The following is a 22,126-nucleotide window of genomic DNA, read 5'->3' on the forward strand; positions in this document are numbered from 1 at the left end:
ATCACGATAAAACAATAAAAAGAGCGCCTTGATGGGCGCTCTTTTTATTTTCGCTGAATCCACATGTTCTGTTATTTTTCAGGCTTCTTTTCTCGACCTAACATCAATAGACATGGTGTCAGTACCAAGGTCAGTACCGTGGCAAATGCTAGCCCACCGGCAATAGCAGTCGCTAGCTGTGACCACCATTGTGTACTTGGCGCGCCAAACTCTATCTTTTGATTAATCAGATCGATATTCATCTCTAGCACCATCGGCATCAAACCTAAAATGGTTGTGACCGTAGTGAGCATTACTGGCCTTAAACGCTGAACACCGGTTCTCAGAATCGCATCTCGCTTGTCCAAGCCTCTTTTAATTAGCTGATTATAGGTATCAATCAGTACGATATTGTTGTTCACCACAATCCCTGCTAGTGCGATGACCCCGATACCCGACATCACGATGCCAAACGGGCGCTGGAAGATAAGCAGCCCAACAAACACACCAACGGTTGAAAACAGCACGGCACTCAAAATTAAGAACGCTTGATAGAAACTATTGAACTGAGTTATCAGAATCAAAGCCATTACCGCTAAAGCCACCAAGAACGCGCTTTGTAAGAAGGCTGAAGAGTTTTCTTGTTCTTCGTTTTGGCCGCGGATACGAAACTCAACAATACTCGGTAGTCCCAACTCACTCAACGCTTGCTCGATCTTTGGCAGCTCGAGCGCAAGGTTATAACCCTCTTCCATATCCGCCATGATGTTCACGACTCGCTTACCATCGAGGCGCTTAATCGTATCTTGCTTATGATCGGGAACAATCTGAGCAAAGTTTGTGATTGGTACTAAGCCTGCTGGCGTTTTCACTCTCAGCTGGTCAAAGCGTCCAATATCCCTTTTATCATTCGGGTAACGCACCAAGATATCGACTTCTTCTGATGAGTCATCGGGCAGATAATCCCCAATCTTTAGTCCGTTAGTCACAAACTGAACGGTGTTGCCGACCAAGGTCGCGTCTGCTGCAAAACGGGCGGCATCGTCTCGACGGATATCCACCGTCCAGTCGATTCCGTCTTTGCTTGCAGTGTCGCTAATATTGGTTAGTGCTTGATTGCCATCCGCCCAACTTCTTACGATCTTTGCCGCCTGATTGAGTTGCTCAGGTGTTTTAGCCGACAGCTCAATTACCAAGTCATTTTCAACCGGAGGCCCAGCATCTGGGAATTTGTATTCAATTTCGACACCAGCGTATTGGTCGGTTTTCACCTTTAACTCATCAATAATCGCTTTAACACTACGGCGGTATTGCCAATCGACAGGTGTAATCGAGATCAAACCAATCTGGTCGTCACCGCCAGTACGCGTATAAACCGTATCAAACTCGTCATGATTCAGCATCATCTGTTCAATATCGCGTATGATGTCATCTTTTTCTTGAATAGAAAGGTCACCGTGCGAGCGAACTTTAACGTTAAAGAATGGTGGATCAACTTCAGGGAAGAATTCGGCACCGAGTCCCGCTTTTGAATAGGTGAAACCAACTGCAACCGCGAGTAATATCGCACTGAACAGAATCTTAAATGGGTGCTTAATCGCAATCGACAATGTGTGGTAATACGCCTTGGTTAAGCCAGTCGCCTGTGAGAAATCACCATTATGCAAAGCCACCATTCGAGCTTGGCTATGAGACGATACGTATTGCGGCTTGCCAATTAAGCCGCCCAACACTGGCACAAACAACAACGCCATAATCAATGAAGCAGTTAACGTAGCGATCAGAGTTAGCGGCAAGAACTTCATGAATTCGCCCGTCACATCAGGCCAAAACAGCAGTGGAGCAAACGCCGCCAAGGTTGTTGCTGTTGATGCCGTTATTGGCCATGCCATTCGCTTGGCTGCATCTCGATAGGCCGCTTTACGCCCTTCTCCTTCTTGCATTCTCCGGTCGGCAAACTCAGTCACCACAATAGCGCCGTCAACCAACATCCCCACCGCCATAATCAGAGAAAACAACACCACGATGTTAACGGTTAAGCCGAATACAGACAGAACCAATAGCCCCGTCAGGAATGAACCAGGAATTGAGATACCCACCAATAACGCGGTACGAACTCCAAGAATCGCGATGATAACGATCACCACCAGAATGATGGCAGATAGAATATTGTTTTGAAGATCGTTGAGCATTATCTTCACATCTTTGGATTCGTCCCAAGTGTATTTAACCAACAGGTTATTTGGCCATTCAGCTTGCTGCTGAGCCCCGGCCATTACAGCTTTGACTAGCTCAACCGTTTCGATGATGTTCTCACCTGCACGCTTCTTGATGTCCAAGACCACCGCAGATTTACCATCTAAACGCGCAAAACTTTCAGGGTCTCGAAACGCTCGACGAACTGTCGCCACATCACCAAAAGTGACCACCTGTTTGCCATCCACTTTAATCGGTAGCTCAAGCACATCCTTTAAGGAATTAAACACCGAAGGAACCTTGACCGAGAAACGACCATAGCCCGTATCGACAAAACCCGCGGCAACCACTCGGTTGTTCAAAGCGATCAGATTGTAGATATCAGCTTGATCTAAGCTGTAGCTCTCCATCAATAGAGGATCAACGATGATTTCAACGATGTCTTCCCTATCACCCGCAATATCAACCTCTAATATCTGGCGATAGCTTTCGAGTTTATCTCCCACTTCTCGGGCAATTTGTACGATAGTACGTTCAGGAACAGTACCGAATAGCACCACAGAAAGTACTGGTTGCTCAGAAGCGAGTGTAACTTCATTTACGGTTGGTTCATCACTGTCTTCTGGTAACTTTGGTTTGGCAAGGTCTACGGCATCACGAACATCCGCCATCGCTTTGGTAAGATCAACTCCAACGTTAAACTCCAACACCACAGAGGCATGTCCTTCTGCTGCGGTGGCTGTCATCTCCTTTACGCCCTCAATCGACCTCAGCTCTTGCTCTATAGGTCGAACTAACAGACGTTCAGCATCAGTTGGCGAGATCCCTTGGTGCCCGACGGAAACGTAGATAATCGGGATGGTGATGTCAGGGCTCGATTCTTTGGGGATCGTGATATAAGTAATAACACCTGCAACCAGAATAAGCGCCAAAAGGGAGAGCATTGTTCGAGCACGAGACAAAGCTGCATCAATAATTGAATACATCAGTTATCTCCTACTCAGTTGTTACGTTTGAGAGTTCAGCACCTTGCTCAACCGCGATCACCGAATCACCATCACGCACAAACCCTTGCCCCACAGTGATGATATCCACCCGTTGACCTAAACCCGTAAGCCACACCCCATCTTGTTCTGCCTTTACTAGCTGAATACCGACAAATTTCACGATGGGTGAGTCATCGACTGAAACCAATGTTTTTACCCCAAGGTTGCCGGCCTCATCCAAAGCCAACATCGCAGGTGTGACTTTGATTGCGTCTCTTGTTTCTAGGTTGAGTTTCACTTCAGCGCTAACCCCTGCAGGTAATAGACCTTCAGAGTTATCGATTTCAATCTCGATTGGAAAAGTATTGGTTGAGGCCGAAGAAATTCGAGACACATAACGCAAGCGCCCTTCCGCCTCTTCTCTTCCTAGCAAGCGAACCAAAGCAGATTGATTGACTAGCAGATGTTGGATATGGCGCTCACTGACATCAGCTTCAATCACCAGAGGATCAAGGTCAATCACGCCTGCGACTGGATCGCCAACACCAACGAAATCACCCAACTCAACCATCAAATCCTGAACCACACCCGAAAAAGGCGAGGTAATTACAGTATTTTTTAAAGCCAACTCCGCATTGCGCATCATGGCCTTAGCTTCGGTTAAGGACGCCTCTGCGGTTGTATAAGCGATCTCACCTTGCAGACCTCTTTTCTTCAGTGACTGCGCCGCTTTGAACTCTTTCTGCTTCAAACGATACAGAGCCGATGCTCGCTCTAACTGTATTTCCAAATCACCTTTATCTATCTGAGCAATAGCCTGCCCTGCTTTAACCACATCGCCCTTCACAACGTTCAAGCGAACAATCTTTCCCGCAACTTCCGCCCCTAACCGAGCATGCCTGTCGGGTGCCGTGCGACCATATAAATCAATGGTTTTAAAGGTAGGTGATGAGGTGAATATTTGAAAGGAGACCTTGGCCAACGGAATTTCTGTCGCTTTTTTCTCTGGCGACTCTTCTGCTTGCCCCACTCCTAGGCCAAGCCAGATAGACAACAACATCACTAAAATCAGAGACACTAGCCACGGCTGTTTCAGTTTCTGAAAAAGTGATGAGTTAGAAAATAGAGTGGGCATAGCAAATCCTTTTGTCCGATGTGATTAAGACGCGCTAAATGGCTTAACACTGTCATGTGCAACTTCCTGATACACATAGGTAACCTTAACAGACCAAAACCAAACGAAGTTGGACGCTATCGACAGTTTAAAAAATATGCCGTGTACTAAAAATGACAAAATAGAAGGTTGGAATGGTTTTAAAAGCAATGACTTAATGTGTCTTAGCAATTTTGAGGCTGCGTGAAAAACAAGAGCCTTGCTCGAATAGAGCTTTGTTATGAAGAGAAATTTGGGGATATAAAAACAAAAACACCGAACATAAGTTCGGCGTTTACAACCATCTTTGTAGCTTTCAGCTAAAGCTGTCTTTTAACTCTAGCTATCTTTCAAGCTATACGCTGAATGATGCGCCACAGCCACATGTTGTTGTAGCGTTCGGGTTGTTCACAAAGAAGCGTGCGCCTTCTAGGCCTTCTGTGTAATCAACCATGCCACCCATAAGGTATTGTAGGCTCATTGGGTCAACAACCAACGTTACACCGCTGTTTACAATCGTAGTGTCGCCATCATTTACTTTTTCATCAAATGTGAAGCCGTATTGGAAACCACTACAACCACCACCTGTAATGTATACACGTAGTTTTAGTTCTGGGTTTTCTTCTTCAGCGATTAGCGTTTGTACGCGGGTAGCTGCTGCATCAGAAAAAGACAATGGGATATTTACTTCGCTCACGACAACCTCTCTTACCTGTGTCAAAAACAACATGATACAAATCTAATTCGAGACCAGTGTTGTTGAGTATTTTCTTATATTCGGGTGATTATCTAATACCTGACTGAAACGTTCAAGTATTCACCACCGGATCCTTCCTTTTACTGCTGTAAACTCGTCAATATCTGGCAATTAAAACGTGTAACCACACAAAACAACCAGATTCGGGTGATTATCTGGGCGAAAGCATTCCTAGTTGGATTAGGGATAGGTACAATGCGTGGCAATTGGTCCGACAGTCAAAAGAGGATATATCAATGACCAAATCAGCAGAGCTGTACGAAAAAGCACAGCAAACTATTCCTGGTGGCGTAAACTCTCCAGTTCGTGCATTCAATGGCGTAGGTGGTTCTCCAATCTTCGTTGAACGCGCTGATGGCCCACTTATTTTTGATGCTGATGGTAAAGCATATATCGATTACGTTGGCTCTTGGGGTCCAATGATCCTTGGTCACAACCACGTTGTTATCCGTGATGCGGTTATTGAAGCAGCTCAACGCGGCCTTAGCTTCGGCGCTCCAACCGAAACTGAAATCAAAATGGCCGAGCTTGTATCAGAGATGGTTCCATCAATGGAACAGCTACGTATGGTTAGCTCAGGCACCGAAGCAACAATGAGTGCGATTCGTCTTGCTCGTGGCTTCACTGGTCGTGACAAAATTCTTAAGTTTGAAGGCTGTTACCACGGCCACGCAGACAGCCTACTTGTAAAAGCAGGTTCTGGTGCGCTAACTCTAGGTCAACCTAGCTCTCCAGGCGTTCCAGCTGATTTTGCTAAGCACACGCTGACTGCAACCTTCAACAATCTAGATTCAGTACGTGAGCTATTCGCAGCGAATAAAGGCGAGATCTCTTGCATCATCGTTGAGCCAGTTGCGGGCAACATGAACTGTATCCCACCAGTAGAAGGCTTCCACGAAGGTCTACGTGAAATCTGTGACCAAGAAGGTGCATTGCTGATCTTTGATGAAGTAATGACAGGTTTCCGCGTTGCTGAAGGCTGTGCGCAGGCTTACTACAACATCAAACCAGACCTAACGTGTCTTGGTAAAGTTATCGGCGGCGGTATGCCTGTGGGTGCTTTTGGTGGTCGTAAAGAAGTAATGCAATACATCGCACCAACTGGCCCAGTTTACCAAGCAGGTACGCTTTCTGGTAACCCTGTTGCAATGGCTGCTGGCTACGCATGTTTGAACCTTCTACGTGAAGAAGGCAACGAAAAGCGTCTAGCTTCAAAAACTAAGCAGCTAGCGAATGGCTTTAAGCAACTTGCTGACAAGCACGGTATCCCGATGCTAGTACACCAAGTTGGCGGTATGTTTGGTTTCTTCTTCACAAACCAAGAAACTGTAACGTGCTACGAAGATGTAACTAAGTGTGATGTAGAACGCTTCAAGCGCTTCTTCCACCTAATGTTGGATCACGGTGTTTACCTTGCTCCTTCAGCATTCGAAGCAAGCTTTACTTCTCTTGCTCATGGTTCAAAAGAGCTGGATGCGACACTAGAAGCCGCTGACCGTTCTCTTGCTATCATTGCTGCTGAAAGCAAATAATCGAAAGCACTTTATAAGTCGCTAACCGATTGAATTTAGGGCTGCATTAACGCAGCCCTTTTTAATGCATCGACTAAATTAAACTCGAGTATTTCCGCTTAGATTACCCGTCAATCTGTTCGAAAATTTAACGAAAAGCGTCTAACGTTCCCAGAAAAGGAAAACCAACAACATCAGTGTACCAAGGAACATTCTGAACCAAGGGATCTCTTTTTTTGTTTGCTGTTGTTCGTCTTGGCATTTCTTATCTTTATCACAGCATCCCATAATCAAAACTCCTCATTGCTAACTCTCTGTTTTGCAGCCATTATAAACTCAGAACGCAAATATAGAGACCATTACCGTGTCAGAAAAAATCAAAATCAATTCCAGCCACTGGGTGATCATCATTGCCCTGCTTGCGGCGGCTTATGCTTGTTACCTGCTTATCGAACCATACGTTAACTCGATTGTGATGGCCTTTATCATTTCACTTTTAATGTTCCCGATCCATGAGTGGCTTGAAAAGAAGATACCGAATAAAGAAAACGTGGTCTCCCTGCTTTCTTGTGTCATCTTAACCTTTATTATCGTTATCCCTTTGTTGGCGGTGTTTGCAGCTATTGTGCAGCAAGGTTCTCTGTTCTCTCAGAACACCTACCAATGGGTAACACACGGCGGCATTCAAACTCTGTTCGAACACCCTTTGGTCGTGAAAGCCCTGTCGTTCGTGAACAACTATCTGCCTTTTGACAATATTGAACCTCAAGCGATCGCGCAGAAGGTCGGTGAATTCGCGACAAGCTTTGGCTCGAAACTTGTTGGGATCAGTGCAAAAATCCTTGGTGATGCGACCAACTTCTTGATGGACTTCTTCTTGATGTTGTTTGTTCTGTTCTTCTTGTTAAGAGATCACGACAAAATCATCAGTGTGGTTCGTCATATTCTTCCGCTATCTCGCAGCCAAGAAGACAAGCTCCTCACTGAGATTGAGCAAGTTTCTAAATCAGCCGTTATGGGCTCGTTCTTAACGGCGATTGCACAAGGTTTTGCCGGCGGCTTAGGTATGTGGATTGCAGGTTTCCCAGGACTCTTCTGGGGGACCATGATGGGCTTCGCCTCTTTCATCCCTGTTGTCGGTACAGCACTAATCTGGATCCCAGCGGCGACCTACTTATTCCTAACCGGTGATACTACGTGGGCCATTTTCCTAACGGTTTACTGTGTGGCGATCGTTGGCTCAATTGACAACCTTCTGCGTCCGCTGCTAATGCAAGGCAGCGCAGGCATGAACACCCTAATGATTTTCTTCTCCCTACTGGGTGGTATTCAACTGTTTGGCTTGATTGGTCTTATCTACGGCCCACTGATTTTTGCGATTACTATCGTCCTATTCAACATCTACGATGAAGAGTTTAAGGACTTTTTAAACCAGCAAGACAAGAGTTAAACCGCTCTTCAATCACTTACTTGCCGAACGAGTATTAAACACTTCAAGCTTTGGGCGGATTATGCGAAAATCCGCCCTCATTTTTTGCTAACGATTCAATAGAGTGTCCTATGTCAGCTTATATTGCCCCAAGCCAGATTGCTGAGCGCCAACTTGCCTACTTTGAAGGCAAACATGTTTTAGTTGCCGGTGAGGCTGAAGACTTATTCCCTGTTGAATTAGCCAAGCATTGTGAATCTGTCTCTGTGTTCACCTCTAATTACAGCTACTACCGTCAGCTTGAAGGTTATAGTAGCATCCAACGTTTTTACGGTGCTGAGTTTACCGAAGAGACCAAAGCTGACTTAGTGATGCTCTACTGGCCAAAAGCCAAGGCAGAAGCTGAGTATTTGTTGGCAATGCTGTTTGCCAAGCTAGGTAAAGACACTGAGATTGTCGTTGTCGGTGAAAACCGCTCTGGCGTGAAAAGCATCGAGAAGATGTTTGCGCCTTACGGCAAGGTCGTAAAATACGATTCAGCGCGTCGCTGTTCTTTCTACTGGGGTCAATGCTTCGAGCAGCCACAAGCTTTCAACTTACAAGACTGGTTTAAAACCTACACGGTTAACATTGGTGAGCAATCACTTACTGTGAAAAGCCTTCCTGGCGTATTCAGCCACGGTGAGTTCGATGTGGGTAGTCAACTACTGCTGGATACTTTGCCAAAACTGAAAGGCAAAGTACTGGACTTTGGTTGTGGTGCAGGCGTGTTAGGCGCAGTAATGGCATCTCGTAACCCTGATATCGAACTAGAAATGTGCGACATCAGTGCATTTGCGGTAGCATCAAGCCAAGCAACACTCGAAGCGAATGGTTTAACAGGTAAAGTCTTCGCGTCAGATGTCTATTCTGATACAGCACAAGACTACCAATTCATCATCAGTAACCCACCATTCCACTCTGGTTTAGACACCAGCTATAGCGCGACTGAGACCTTACTCGCGCAGGCACCTAAACATTTAAAGCGCTCTGGTGAGATGATTATTGTCGCGAACAGTTTCTTAAAGTACATCCCAATTATTGAGCAAGCGTTTGGAAAATGCGCGACTCTAAATAAGACCACCAAGTTCGCGATCTACCACGCAAGTAAGTAGCCTCTCTAGCACAGCGCAGGGTCATTATCTGCGCTGTCTGTTCATATTTTTATCAAAAGTCTATAAAAGTGAGCTTTTGCACACGCTTTAAATACCACTTACTTGTCAAAGTAAAAAAACTCGTTAATTTCGTTAAATTGGAAACCATTAATTCTATTCTCTGTACTTGTTTTCGCCCCTTTTAGCAGTACATCAAAGGAAAGTAGTACCCAATTTATGTTTAGATTTTATCGTAAGCAGAAGTTTAAGCGCCTTCAAAATACCCTAATGCTGGCATTTCTTGTCCTCAGTATTACCCCAGTGACACTTATCGCGATATTTTTCCTTCAATCGCACAGTCAGGATCTTCAGGAACAAAGTACCTCACACCTTGTTTCAGTCCGTGATACTAAGCAACAGCAAATTGTCGATTACCTGCAAGCTCAAGAATCCCAAGTGATGGGCTTTGTTCGCTCAGAATTAGCCAATGCCAGTGGCGGTCGATTCTATGGTTTGATCAATGCCTTCCAGCGACTTGGTCTAGATATTGACGAAGCACGCAGTAATGCGCAGCAACGCTACATTCAAGGATCGGGCGATCAAATCAAAACATCGATTCTTCCTGAGTCGAGTAGCTACATTGGCAGTGAGCGTTATCGCCTACTGCACAAGCGCTACCATAACGCTTACCTAGAGCTGCTTAAACGCTCCGATTTTGACGATATTCTATTGGTTGATATCAACGGTAACGTTGCTTACTCCGTCTTTAAAAATGACGATTACGGCACTAACTTACTAACTGGTAAGTACAAAGACTCAAACCTAGGTGTTACCTTTCAACGACTAGCTAAAGATGTCACCGACCGACGTAAATCCAATGAAGATTACACACCAGTTATTGTGTCGGACTTTAAAGACGAGAACGGTAAACAGACGGCATGGCTAGGTGCACCTATCGTACAGCAGGGCTATCTGCACAGTTATGCGATGTTCAGACTGCCGATCAATGGCATCACCAAACTGATTGCCGATCTAAACAAGAGCTCTAACATTCAAACGCTTCTTGTAGGTAGTGACCACTTACCTCGTAGCCTTGCGCACTCTCAAGAGTCGATTAACTTAAGCCTAGACGTGGTTGATAAAGCACTTGCGGGCGAAACAGCCGTAGGCACATTTGATAACACTCTAGATCAGGCGATTATCGCGGCCTATACACCAATTGAACTCAAGTATGCGACTTGGGCTCTCGTTGTCGAGCTTCCAGAAAAAGAAGCATTTGCCCGTATTCATCAGTTAGAAAAAATCTTCGTGATCGTGATGCTAACGGCGATCATTCTGGTGGTTGTCGCATCGCATTACCTCTCTAACTTCATCACCTCACCGCTGCTTAAATTGACATGGGCAGCCGAAAAAGTATCAGCCGGAGATCTGGATGAGACGATGATCAATACCGAGCGTAAAGATGAAATCGGTCGCTTGGCAGTCAGCTTTGAACGAATGCAGCGCTCTATTCGTGAAAAGATGCAACTCATCAAAAGCCAAAATGATGAACTTGAAGACAACCTCAAAACAATCCAGAAGCAAAACGAAGAGTTACAGCTGGCTAACAAACTCAAAGATGAGTTCTTAGCGACCACCTCTCATGAATTGAGAACTCCACTGCATGGCATGGTTGGTATTGCAGAAGCACTGATATCCGGCGCGAATGGTCCTATTCCGGCTAACCAGAAGTACCAGTTAGATATCATCATCAATAGTGGTCAGCGATTAGCTACGCTGGTTGATGACTTGCTTGATTACCACAAGATGCGTTACGGCAGCTTAGATATTAAGAAATCTGCGGTTGATCTGTCAGCTGCCACCAGCTTGGTGCTTGAGTTATCTCATCACCTGCTAGGTAACAAACCAATCCGTATTATTAACCAAGTCCCAAGCGATCTAGGGCTGGTCTCATCCGATCCTCAACGACTTGAGCAAGTGATGTATAACTTGGTCGGTAATGCCATCAAGTACACATCCGAAGGTAAGATTGTTATCTCAGCAAGCGTTATCGACGACAACATTCGCGTGCAAGTGGTCGATACAGGCCAAGGCATCCCAGCAGAGTACCTTGAGCACATCTTTGAACCGCTGATTCAAGCAGGACAAGATGCGAGTAACTATCGCCAAGGTGCAGGGCTTGGGTTATCAATCAGTCGCCAGCTAATCGAGCTAATGGGAGGCTCGCTGTACGTAAGTAGCCAACCGATGCTTGGTACCACATTCAGCTTTACTCTGCCTTTGGCTACAGAAGAAGAGCTAAAGAACTACAACGAATCAGGCAGCTACTCGCACTTCCAAGCACCTGATTTGATTGATAACGCCCAGCAAGAGAACAGTGTAATCAGTGAGAACCCTGACGGTCCACTCTTAGTTATCGCTGATGACGAACCCGTGAACCTGCGAGTATTGGACAGCTTCTTGAAATTAGAAGGCTACCGAGTACGCACAGCCTGTGATGGCCCTGAAACCATTGAATTGATTGAGAAAGAGAAGCCAGAACTGCTTCTACTCGACATCATGATGCCGGGCATGAGTGGCTATCAAGTGTGTGAATCGCTGCGTAAGCAATATGACCACGCACAGTTGCCAATCATCATGCTGACGGCACTCAACCAAGCAGAAGACCGTGTTCGAGGTTTCGAAGCGGGTGCCAATGATTATTTATCTAAGCCGTTCAACAAACAGGAACTGGCTGCGCGAATCACGGCTCACTTATCAGCAAGTAAAGCCGAACAAAGACGCCTTGAGAATGACCAACTGCAACTTGAGCTCAAACACAGAGCCATGGTTGAAGCTAACCTGCTAGAAACTCAAGGACGTTTGCTAGAACAGTTAGAGTCGGCTCCAGAAGCCATCATCTGTATTCGTGATGATCAGCGTATTCGCTTTGCCAATGAAGCGGCAGCGAAGCTATTTAGACGTGGGCAAGAACAACTTAAGCGCTCCATGGCCGATGAGATCATCGCACCTAAGTACCTTAAGGTGGAACAGGCGCACTATTGTGGTGATATCGACATCTATATTGACGACACCCGTCAGCGCATACCAAGTGACATCCTTAAGCTGCCAGAAGGTTCTGGGCTCGACACCATGTACATCTTCAATGTTGGTGGTGGCGTTAACTCAAACCGTATCAATAACCTTGAGACGGCCGTTGAAGCGCTTTCTAGCTATGCCTTTGAAGGTGACAAGGATAAGCTGCAACAACTCAAAGAGCTAGGTGGTGAGTTTACGCGTCTTGCTGATAAGGCAACCGGCGAAGGTAAAAACAAACAAGAGTTGATGCGTGAAGTCCTAGTGGATGCCATGACCAACGCCATTATCTACTGGGAATCTGTTACCGGTGAGACCAAGTTTGCTTTCGCAGAAAAGAGTGGCTTGTGGCGAGTCTACTTAGACCGTAGTACCCTGCAAACTAGAACGCTAGACAAATACCTACGCGTAGAAACTCTACCGAAAACACCTCGCTGGCGAACGGTACTGAGCTCTATCGAATTCATTCTTGAGCACTGTAAAGAACAAACACCAGAAAGAACTCATATCGAGATGCTAAGAGATAAACTGCAGAAACTACTGACCAGCTAACCCTGAAGTAATATCACGATACTGTAAATAATGGAGCCCACCTAGCGTGGGCTTTTTTATGAGTATCATTCACGAACAAAGCACAATAACGTCTATTCAGACACACTTATTTCACTGTATTAAACAAGCAAAGTGACACGTTACTCAAGCTTAAACAATCATCAGTTCAATCACTCTTTGGAAGCTTTTTCTTGGCTGAATTTCACATTCCTCTGACTCTTTGTTGCAGTTTGAGAAGCGAGTCACAACAGAACGGCAGATTTAATTTTCTAGGGAAATTTAACGTAAAACGAGCAAGTGACCAAGATCTACAATTACATTAAAACAGAACAAGGTTATATAATTAAAAGAACAAAAAGTAAGTAAGCACTAACATTTTATTGCCAACACAAATTCAATTGCGAGTCACATCACCATAACAATTACGTGCAAAAAACCATCAAACCACCCTATTTTGACGTTAATGACGTGTGGTTATGTGTTTTTAACGTTTTTGACGGGAAACGAGTTTGATTAATTCATCGATAAGGTGTTTTCTTACTCCTGCCAAAGGCCTACAGGCCACTCTTACCACTTCTCGGAATCAACGATGAATCTGGAGCAACGAAGAAGAGGTAGGCCTTTAACTAGAGTGTGTATCTACTAAACCATTTAGCGACAGATAACATTCAATCCATTAGTGAAATGAAAGCAAATAGTAAGGAACAGCTATGCTTGCCAATATAAAAAAAACAGCAATAGCAACAGCAATTATTGCGACCGCTACAACAGGTTTTGCATCAGTAGCAACAGCTGCAGAACGCAGTGAACTGACCGTTCACCCGAAAGAGTACACTACATTCGTACGTAACTTTAACCCGTACCTTGGTGCTACTAACCTACATACTACAACTGACTTCATGTATGAGCCGCTAGTAGTATTTAACGAAATGCACGGTAACACTCCAGTGTTCCGTCTAGCTGAAAACTTCAAAATGTCAGATGATCTGATGAGCGTAGTTTTCGACATTCGTAAGGGTGTTAAATGGTCTGACGGAGAAGCTTTCTCTGCTGATGATGTTGTTTTTTCTTTCAACCTTGTAAAAGAGAAGCCAGAGCTTGACCAATCTGGTATCAACTCTTGGGTAACTTCTGTAGAAAAACTGAACGACAACCAAGTTAAGTTCAGCCTAACAGAAGCAAACTCGAACGTACCTTATGAGATTGCTAAAGTACCTGTAGTACCTAAGCACATCTGGAAAGACGTTAAAGATCCATCAACGTTTACCAATGAAAATCCAGTTGGTTCTGGTCCGTTTACAGAAATCGATACGTTTACAGCTCAACTATACATCCAGTGTGCCAACCCGAACTACTGGGATGCAGACAACCTAGATGTTGACTGTCTACGTGTTCCACAAATTGCGAACAACGACCAATTCCTAGGTAAAGTTGTAAACAGTGAAATGGACTGGACGTCTTCTTTCGTTCCAGATATCGACCGTACATACGCAGCAGCTAGCCCTAAACACCACTACTGGTACCCGCCAGCAGGTACACAGGCATTCATCGTTAACTTCAAACACCCTGATGCTGCGAAGCATGAAGCGTTGAGCAACGTTGACTTCCGTCGTGCTTTCTCTATGGCTCTTGACCGTCAAACTATCATCGACATCGCATTCTATGGCGGCGGTACTGTGAACGATTTCGCATCGGGTCTTGGTTACGCGTTTGAAGCTTGGTCTGATGAAAAAACTCATGACAAGTACAAAGGCTTCAACACTTACAACGCTGAAGGCGCGAAAAAGCTTCTTGCTGACGCTGGCTTCAAAGATGTAAACAAAGATGGTTTTGTTGACACTCCATCTGGCAAGTCTTTCGAACTAATGATCCAATCGCCAAACGGCTGGACTGATTTCAACAACACAGTTCAACTAGCGGTAGAACAGCTAAACGAAATCGGTATTAAAGCAAAAGCTCGTACGCCAGATTTCTCTGTGTACAACCAAGCAATGCTTGAAGGTACATACGACGTAGCATACACAAACTACTTCCACGGCGCGGATCCATACACGTACTGGAACAGTGCTTACAACTCATCACTACAATCTGGTGATGGTATGCCTCGTTTCGCAATGCACTTCTACAAAAACGAAAAACTAGATGGTCTTCTAAACAGCTTCTACAAAACAGCTGATAAGAACGAGCAGCTAGATATTGCACACGGTATCCAGCAAATCATCGCTGCAGACCAAGTGACAATCCCTGTGATGTCTGGTGCTTACATGTACCAATACAACACAACTCGCTTCACTGGTTGGTGGAACGAAGAAAATCCAAAAGGCCGTCCAAACATTTGGGCTGGTATTCCAGAGCGTCTACTTCATGTACTGGACCTAAAACCAGTTAAATAAGTAATCGTTCAATCCTTGCGGCGTAACCTCTTACGCCGCTTATAAAAATCCCCACACTCTCAATTGAAAGTATGGCGCTAGTCGTCAGGGGATTTTTCGTTCCAAATTTCGCTAGGAGCGACCTGAATCCAGAAACAGGGAAACAATCTGGGTGAGTAAGGTGTGAGTTATGGGTTATTTTTTAAGACGTTTGTCATTTTATTTTGTCGCGCTATTAGTTGCTGCGACGTTAAACTTTATTATTCCAAGAGCAATGCCTGGTGACCCAGTTACCATGATGTTTGCGAACGCTTCAGTACAAGTTACTCCAGAGCGTATTGCTGCAATGAAAGAACTATTAGGCTTCGTTGATGGCGGCTTACTGGTTCAATACGCAGCGTACATGAAGAACATTCTTAGCTGGGAACTTGGTACATCAATTCAATTCTACCCACTTTCTGTAAACACACTGTTGGGCGGAGCATTCGGTTGGTCGCTTTTCTTAGCTGGCACCGCAGTTATTCTTTCTTTCTCGATTGGTTCAATCCTAGGTATTTTCGCAGCGTGGAAACGCGGCAGTAAATACGATGCCTTCGTAACGCCAGGAATGCTGATTCTACAAGCCGTTCCTCAAGTTGTTATCGCGATGATTGCACTATTTACCTTTGCGATTGGCTTGAAGTGGTTCCCAACTGGTTATGCCTACACCGCAGGTACTATGCCTGATTGGACAAGCTGGGCATTCATTAAAGATGTCGCTTACCACGCCTTCTTACCACTGTTCTGTGCTTCTGTTGTTCAAATTGGTGGCTTCCTAGTAAACATGCGTAACAACATGATCAACCTACTGGCAGAAGACTACATCACCATGGCGAAAGGCAAAGGCCTGAGCGAAAACCGAGTGGTATTCAACTACGCAGCTCGTAACGCGATGCTACCAAGTGTGACAGCGCTTTCAATGTCACTAGGTATGGCAATCGGTGGTCAGTTAATTATCGAAATCATCTTTAACTACCCAGGTCTTGGCAGTGTACTTTTCAACGCAATTAACGCTCGTGACTACCAAGTACTGCAAGGTCAACTGCTTATCATGACGCTATTCATGCTGTTCTTTAACCTAGTTGCAGACATGCTTTACGTTGTTCTTGACCCTCGTCTTCGTAAGGGTGGTAAATAATCATGAAAGACTTTCTAAAACTCATTTGGCGTAACCCGATGGCCCTAACAGGCGTCATCATCCTAAGTATTTTTATCCTTGGCGCACTTGCTGCTCCATTGATCACTAAGCATGTACCAGACAAGCGTACCGGTAATCCACACGAATACCCTGGCTTCGTCGTTAAGTCAGCACAAACTAACCCTGAAGGTTGGGTTGCTCAAAACTTAGCAGATGACCGTCGCACATTGATTATGTCTAAAAAGGCAGACCACGTACTTGGTACAACTCGTATGGGTCGTGACGTTTGGTCTCAAGTGGTATACGGCGCACGCGTATCTCTTGCTGTAGGTTTTGGTGCGGGTCTAACCGTATGTCTACTAGCCACTGTTATTGGTGTTTCTGCAGGCTACTTCGGTGGACGTGTCGATGACGTTCTAACCGCCGCAATGAACATTATGTTAGTTATCCCTCAATACCCACTGCTGTTCGTAGTAGCAGCCTTTATCGGTGAGGCAGGGCCACTCACCATAACCTTGGTTATCGGCTTTATGTCCTGGGCTTGGGGCGCCCGTGTTGTTCGCTCCCAAACCTTAGCTTTACGTGAAAAAGAGTTTGTAAAAGCTGCAGAAGTTTTGGGTGAATCTTCATTCCGCATCATCTTCGTAGAGATTCTTCCAAACCTTATCTCTATCGTTGGTGCGAGCTTCATCGGTTCGGTGATGTACGCAATCATGATGGAGGCAACGATTTCGTTCCTAGGTCTTGGTGACCCGAACACAATCAGCTGGGGCATCATGCTTTACAACGTTCAAACCTCTTCATCAATGCTGATTGGCGCTTGGTGGGAACTGTTGGCTCCTTGTATCGCACTGACACTGCTCGTAACGGGTCTTGCTCTGCTTAACTTTGCTGTCGATGAAATTGCTAACCCGCAGCTGCGTTCTCACAAAGGCATGAAGCGTTGGAAGAAACTAGCAGCTCAAGACAAAGAAGAACGTGAACCAGAACTACCACCACAAAATGCACTTTGGAGCGGAGATAAATAATCATGTCTGAACCACTAATTTCTATCCGCAACTTATGCGTGGATTACATCACAGAGTCTGGCGATGTTCGTGCGTGTAACAACGTAAGCTTCGATATCGCGCCAGGTGAAGTATTCGGCCTAGCTGGTGAGTCTGGCTGTGGTAAATCAACCGTTGCTTTCTCTCTAATGCGTCTTCATAAGCCGCCTGCTTACATCAGTGGTGGTGAAGTTATCTTCAATGGCGAGAACATCCTTGAATACAGTGATGACCGCATGCAAGCGTTCCGTTGGAGCGAGATGTCGATGGTATTCCAGAGTGCGATGAACGCACTCAACCCAGTACTACCGATGGAAGAGCAGTTCTGTGACGTAATCATGCGTCACACCAACATGACTCGTGAGCAAGCTAAACAACGTGCGGAAGGTCTACTAGAAATCGTAGATATTCACCCTAGCCGTTTGAGTGACTACCCTCACCAATTCTCTGGTGGCATGCGTCAACGCTTGGTTATTGCTATAGCTCTAGCCCTAAATCCAAAGCTGATCATTATGGATGAGCCAACGACAGCACTTGATGTGGTTGTTCAACGCGAAATCCTACAAAAGATCTATGCACTGAAAGAAGAGTTTGGCTTCTCGATTCTGTTCATTACCCATGACTTGTCATTGATGGTCGAGTTCTCTGACCGCATCGGCATCATGTACTCAGGTGAGCTTATCGAGGTTGCTAAATCTCAAGATATTCTAGAAAACCCTTACCACCCTTACACCAAAGGGTTGGGAAGTTCTTTCCCTCCACTAACAGGGCCAAAGACAAAACTAGCAGGTATTCCGGGCAACCCTCTGAACCTATTAGAGATTCCTGAAGGATGTCGTTTCCAAGCTCGTTGTGACCGTGTACATGAAACCTGTACTAAGGTGCCAACCAAGCTGCGTTCTATCGAACCGGGACATTTGTCTAACTGCCACCTGTACGGCGACCCAATAGTACAAAGGAAGCTATAGCTTGCACGCTTTTCGGCGTGAATAACTAAACAGGCGGCTCGACCGCCTAAAAACAAGCAAAGCGAACAAGGATTCTGGAGACAATTATGAGCAAAGATTTCGGTCAATTATTGGTAGAAGGTAAGAATGTCGTAAAAGACTTCCCAATAAGCAGTACCACCATTCAAACCCCGATGATGCGTGCAATCAACGACGTGTCATTCAAGATGTACAAAAGCCGCGGCTTAGCGGTCGTTGGTGAATCTGGTTCAGGTAAATCAACAACAGCAAAAATGATCGCAAAGATGTACGCGCCTTCAGGCGGTACGATTGAATACAAAGGCCGCGATATCCAAGAGATCTCAAGCAGAAAAGATCTTATGCACTACCGTGAAGGTGTGCAGATGGTATGGCAAGACCCGTTTGGTTCACTCAACCCAACACACAATATCTTCCACCACATTGCTCGACCACTGTTGATCCACAAGAAGGTAACTCCGGGCAATAAGAGAGAACTAGAAGAGCGTGTTTACGATCTTTTAGAGCAAGTGGGCCTGATCCCACCAAAAGAGACAGCGAAGAAGTACCCTCACCAACTGTCTGGTGGCCAACGTCAGCGTGTCAACCTAGCACGTAACATCGCGGTTGGTGCTGAGGTTGTTCTAGCGGATGAGCCTACTTCAATGCTGGACGTTTCAATTCGTGCTGGTGTTTTGAACCTGATGGAAGAGATGAAGTTTGAGAAACAAATGTCTCTGCTTTACATCACTCACGACATCGCAACGGCTCGTTACATTGCTGAAGACCTTTCAGTGATGTACGTCGGCCATATGGTGGAATGGGGCGATACCGATGACGTTATTGCTAACCCTCAACACCCTTACACTCAGCTACTTGTTTCTGCCGTTCCAGATCCTAAGAAATCGATCCACGAACAATTGGCAGGTAACAAAGGTGAGATTCCACTTTGGACACCAGTATCAGCAGGTTGTCCGTTTGCAGGTCGTTGTACTCACGCAATGGACAAGTGTAAAGAGCAGCTGCCAGGTGTGACTCAATTAGCCGATAACCACTTTGTTCGTTGTTACCTACACGAAAGCTAAACATTAAGACTGAGTTAGGGTCTGCGGGCCCTAACTACTCATATCCAAACTAATTCAGGTACCTAGCCAAAAGAAACTAGGACCTTTGGAGAACATTGATGCTGTTATTGACCAACCATATTGGCTACGAATCTTCGGCTCCCAAGCAAGCGATCTTACAAACTAAAAAGGCTCGTTTATCGAGTACGACTGCACTTTTAGTGTGTGCCGACAACCACATTACTGTGGGCAACTTTGATGTTGTAAAACAAGGCCGCGTAGCAAACTGGCATCAAGGACAATTCTTCACAATCGATTTCAGTTCATTTACCGAAACCGGTCGTTACTACCTGCGCTTTGATAACCTACGCTCAGAAGTGTTTGAGATTGGCAGCAACCTATTAATGAATCACACCTTTTCTGATGTACTTCATTACTTTAAGTCTCAACGTTGTGGCGGTACTTTTGACAAGAAAGATCGACAAGCACAAATTCTCGGAACCGACAGATACGTCGATGTCCACGGTGGTTGGTACGATGCATCAGGTGATGTTAGCAAGTACTTTAGCCACTTGTCTTACGGCAACTACCTCAACCCACAACAGATTCCTATGGTTGTTTGGAACATGCTTAAAAGCGTGCGCTTAACTAGCGACAATTCAGAATTCCCTAAATTCTCCATGACTCGCCTAACAGAAGAAGCGCTATTCGGTGCTGATTTCTTGGTACGTATGCAAGACGCGGCTGGATACTTCTACATGACAGTATTCGACAAGTGGAGCAAAGACATCAACCAACGCGATATCTGCGCGTACGCCACGCAAGAAGGTCATAAGTCTACAGATTTACAAGCAGGCTACCGACAAGGTGCCGGTGTTGCTATTGCAGCATTAGCCGCAGCTTCTGAGCTTGAGGTTTCAGGCAGCTACTCTAGCCAAACCTATCTTGATACCGCAACCAAAGGTTACTGGCATCTCAAAGAGTACAACCTGAAGTACCTAAACGATGGTGAAGAGAACATCATTGATGAGTATTGCGCCCTACTCGCAACCAATGAGCTGTACCGAGTAACACAAGACGAACAATACCTTTCAGAAGCAAGAACTTGGGCGACTCGTTTGATCTCTCGCCAACAGTCAGATGACTCATTTTCACATTTCTGGTCAGCAAACGCTGATGGCTCTCGCCCATACTTTCATGCCGCTGAAGCCGGCCTTCCAGTGATTGCTCTGTGTGAGTACATCAACAATGAAACCGATACGGAGCTGAAAGAACAAGCTCGCACCGTTGTTGAACAAGCATGTCAGTTCGAAATCAACATCACCGATAAAGTAACCAACCCATTTGGCTACCCACGACAATACGTTAAAAATGTTGATGGTGATAAGCACGATGCTTTCTTCGTCGCTCAGAAGAACGAAACAGGCTACTGGTGGCAAGGCGAGAACGCACGTCTTGGCTCAATCGCAACCATGGCTTACCTAGTTCAACCACACATTCAAGACAGCGAACTTCAAAAGCGTTTAATCCAACTTTCACAGAACAGCCTAGATTGGATCTTGGGCCTCAACCCATACCACATGTGCATGCTTGATGGTCATGGTCATAACAACCCTGACTACCTGCCTCAGCTTGGTTTTTTCAATGCGAAAGGCGGCATCTGTAACGGCATCACCGCTGGCTTCGAAGATGATCAAGACATTGCGTTCAACCCACCAGCGCAAAAAGATGACATGCTCCAGAACTGGCGCTGGGGCGAGCAATGGATCCCTCACGGCGCTTGGTTCCTATTGGCAACCGCTGCGCAATTCAATTTCCTAACACAGCGTAAGGAGCAATAATTATGACTCTTTACTACGTAGGTATTGATGGTGGCGGCACTTCTTGTCGTGCTCGTATTCGCGATGACCAAGGCACACTCATTGGTGAAGCTAAAAGCGGCAGCGCTAACATCCTTTTAGGTGTTGATGTTGCGATGAGCTCGATTGTTGATGCGATTACTCAAGCAGCTCAGCAAGGGCAACTCGACTCAAATCACTTTTCCAATATGCATGTCGGCCTTGCACTGGCTGGCGCCGAGCAGAAATCGGCATGGTTCGACTTCATGGCTCAACCACACCCTTTCGCAAGTATGACGCTCAACACTGACGCTTATGGCGCTTGTATTGGCGCTCACAATGGTCAAAACGGCGCGATCATGATTGGTGGAACTGGCTCATGCGGCATCTACCTACAAGATGGTGAGCAGCACGTGGTTGGCGGTCGTGAATTCCCAATTTCTGACCAAGGTGGCGGTGCTGTGATGGGCCTTCGTTTGATTCAACAAGTTCTGCTTGCTGAAGATGGCATTCGCAACAAGACACCACTGACTCAACACGTGATGAACCACTTTGGCAATGATGTTGATGCCATCGTCGAATGGTCCAAAGGCGCTATTCCAAAAGACTACGGTCAATTTTCACCAGTGATTTTTCAACTCGCTAACGAAGGCGATGAGCTAGCTATCGAGATGCTCAAGCAAACCGCAGCTGACATCGAAATGTTTGTGCTAGCACTTCATCGCAAAGGCGCGAACAAGGTATGCCTGATGGGTAGTATCGCTGAGCGCATTCTCAACTGGCTATCACCACCAGTACAACAATGGATCGTTGAACCTCAATTTGACGCTATTGAAGGCGCATTGATGTTTGCCGATAAACCACAGCACAACTTGTATCAACAGGCTTAGCAG

14 protein-coding genes are annotated in these 22,126 nt (G+C 45.6%); 11 read left to right on the forward strand and 3 right to left on the reverse strand.

What is annotated here, in order from left to right:
* Positions 1–71 precede the first annotated feature (71 nt).
* From L0992_13060 to erpA, 3 genes are all read right to left on the reverse strand, one after another.
* A complete protein-coding gene (locus tag L0992_13060) occupies positions 72–3,161 on the reverse strand; it encodes an efflux RND transporter permease subunit (GenBank protein ID XGB66642.1) in 3,090 nt (1,029 codons plus the stop codon).
* Between the two features lie 10 nt (positions 3,162–3,171).
* On the reverse strand, positions 3,172–4,296 hold the full coding sequence (locus tag L0992_13065; GenBank protein XGB66643.1) for an efflux RND transporter periplasmic adaptor subunit: 1,125 nt from the start codon (positions 4,294–4,296) through the stop codon (positions 3,172–3,174).
* A 373-nt stretch (positions 4,297–4,669) separates the two neighbouring features.
* Positions 4,670–5,011 carry an iron-sulfur cluster insertion protein ErpA gene (erpA, locus tag L0992_13070; protein XGB66644.1) on the reverse strand — a complete coding sequence of 114 codons (342 nt, stop codon included), beginning with the start codon at positions 5,009–5,011 and terminating at the stop codon, positions 4,670–4,672.
* Positions 5,012–5,307: 296 nt separating this feature from the next.
* Here erpA and hemL point away from each other — a divergent pair, with 296 nt between their 5' ends.
* The 11 genes from hemL to L0992_13125 all read left to right on the forward strand — a co-directional run bounded on the left by hemL (position 5,308) and on the right by L0992_13125 (position 22,123).
* Complete coding sequence (gene hemL / locus L0992_13075; protein ID XGB66645.1) at positions 5,308–6,603, forward strand: glutamate-1-semialdehyde 2,1-aminomutase; 1,296 nt, start codon at positions 5,308–5,310, stop codon at positions 6,601–6,603.
* Positions 6,604–6,946: 343 nt separating this feature from the next.
* Positions 6,947–8,032, forward strand: coding sequence for an AI-2E family transporter (locus L0992_13080; protein ID XGB66646.1), 1,086 nt, complete (start codon positions 6,947–6,949; stop codon positions 8,030–8,032).
* Between the two features lie 110 nt (positions 8,033–8,142).
* Complete coding sequence (rsmC, locus tag L0992_13085; protein ID XGB66647.1) at positions 8,143–9,165, forward strand: 16S rRNA (guanine(1207)-N(2))-methyltransferase RsmC; 1,023 nt, start codon at positions 8,143–8,145, stop codon at positions 9,163–9,165.
* A 216-nt stretch (positions 9,166–9,381) separates the two neighbouring features.
* Entirely contained in the window at positions 9,382–12,771 is a 3,390-nt protein-coding gene (locus tag L0992_13090; GenBank protein XGB66648.1) for a response regulator, read from the forward strand.
* A gap of 710 nt (positions 12,772–13,481) precedes the next feature.
* Entirely contained in the window at positions 13,482–15,164 is a 1,683-nt protein-coding gene (locus L0992_13095; GenBank protein XGB66649.1) for an ABC transporter substrate-binding protein, read from the forward strand.
* Positions 15,165–15,333: 169 nt separating this feature from the next.
* A complete protein-coding gene (locus tag L0992_13100; GenBank protein ID XGB66650.1) occupies positions 15,334–16,320 on the forward strand; it encodes an ABC transporter permease in 987 nt (328 codons plus the stop codon).
* A 2-nt stretch (positions 16,321–16,322) separates the two neighbouring features.
* A complete protein-coding gene (locus L0992_13105; protein XGB66651.1) occupies positions 16,323–17,348 on the forward strand; it encodes an ABC transporter permease in 1,026 nt (341 codons plus the stop codon).
* Between the two features lie 2 nt (positions 17,349–17,350).
* A complete protein-coding gene (locus L0992_13110) occupies positions 17,351–18,334 on the forward strand; it encodes an ABC transporter ATP-binding protein (protein XGB66652.1) in 984 nt (327 codons plus the stop codon).
* An 86-nt stretch (positions 18,335–18,420) separates the two neighbouring features.
* Entirely contained in the window at positions 18,421–19,416 is a 996-nt protein-coding gene (locus L0992_13115) for an ABC transporter ATP-binding protein (GenBank protein XGB66653.1), read from the forward strand.
* A 98-nt stretch (positions 19,417–19,514) separates the two neighbouring features.
* Positions 19,515–21,236, forward strand: a complete 1,722-nt coding sequence (locus tag L0992_13120; protein XGB66654.1) for a glycoside hydrolase family 9 protein — start codon at positions 19,515–19,517, stop codon at positions 21,234–21,236.
* Positions 21,237–21,238: 2 nt separating this feature from the next.
* Positions 21,239–22,123 carry an N-acetylglucosamine kinase gene (locus L0992_13125; GenBank protein XGB66655.1) on the forward strand — a complete coding sequence of 295 codons (885 nt, stop codon included), beginning with the start codon at positions 21,239–21,241 and terminating at the stop codon, positions 22,121–22,123.
* Positions 22,124–22,126: the final 3 nt, after the last annotated feature.

It is taken from the genome of Vibrio pomeroyi, assembly GCA_041879425.1.
GTDB lineage: Bacteria > Pseudomonadota > Gammaproteobacteria > Enterobacterales > Vibrionaceae > Vibrio > Vibrio pomeroyi_A.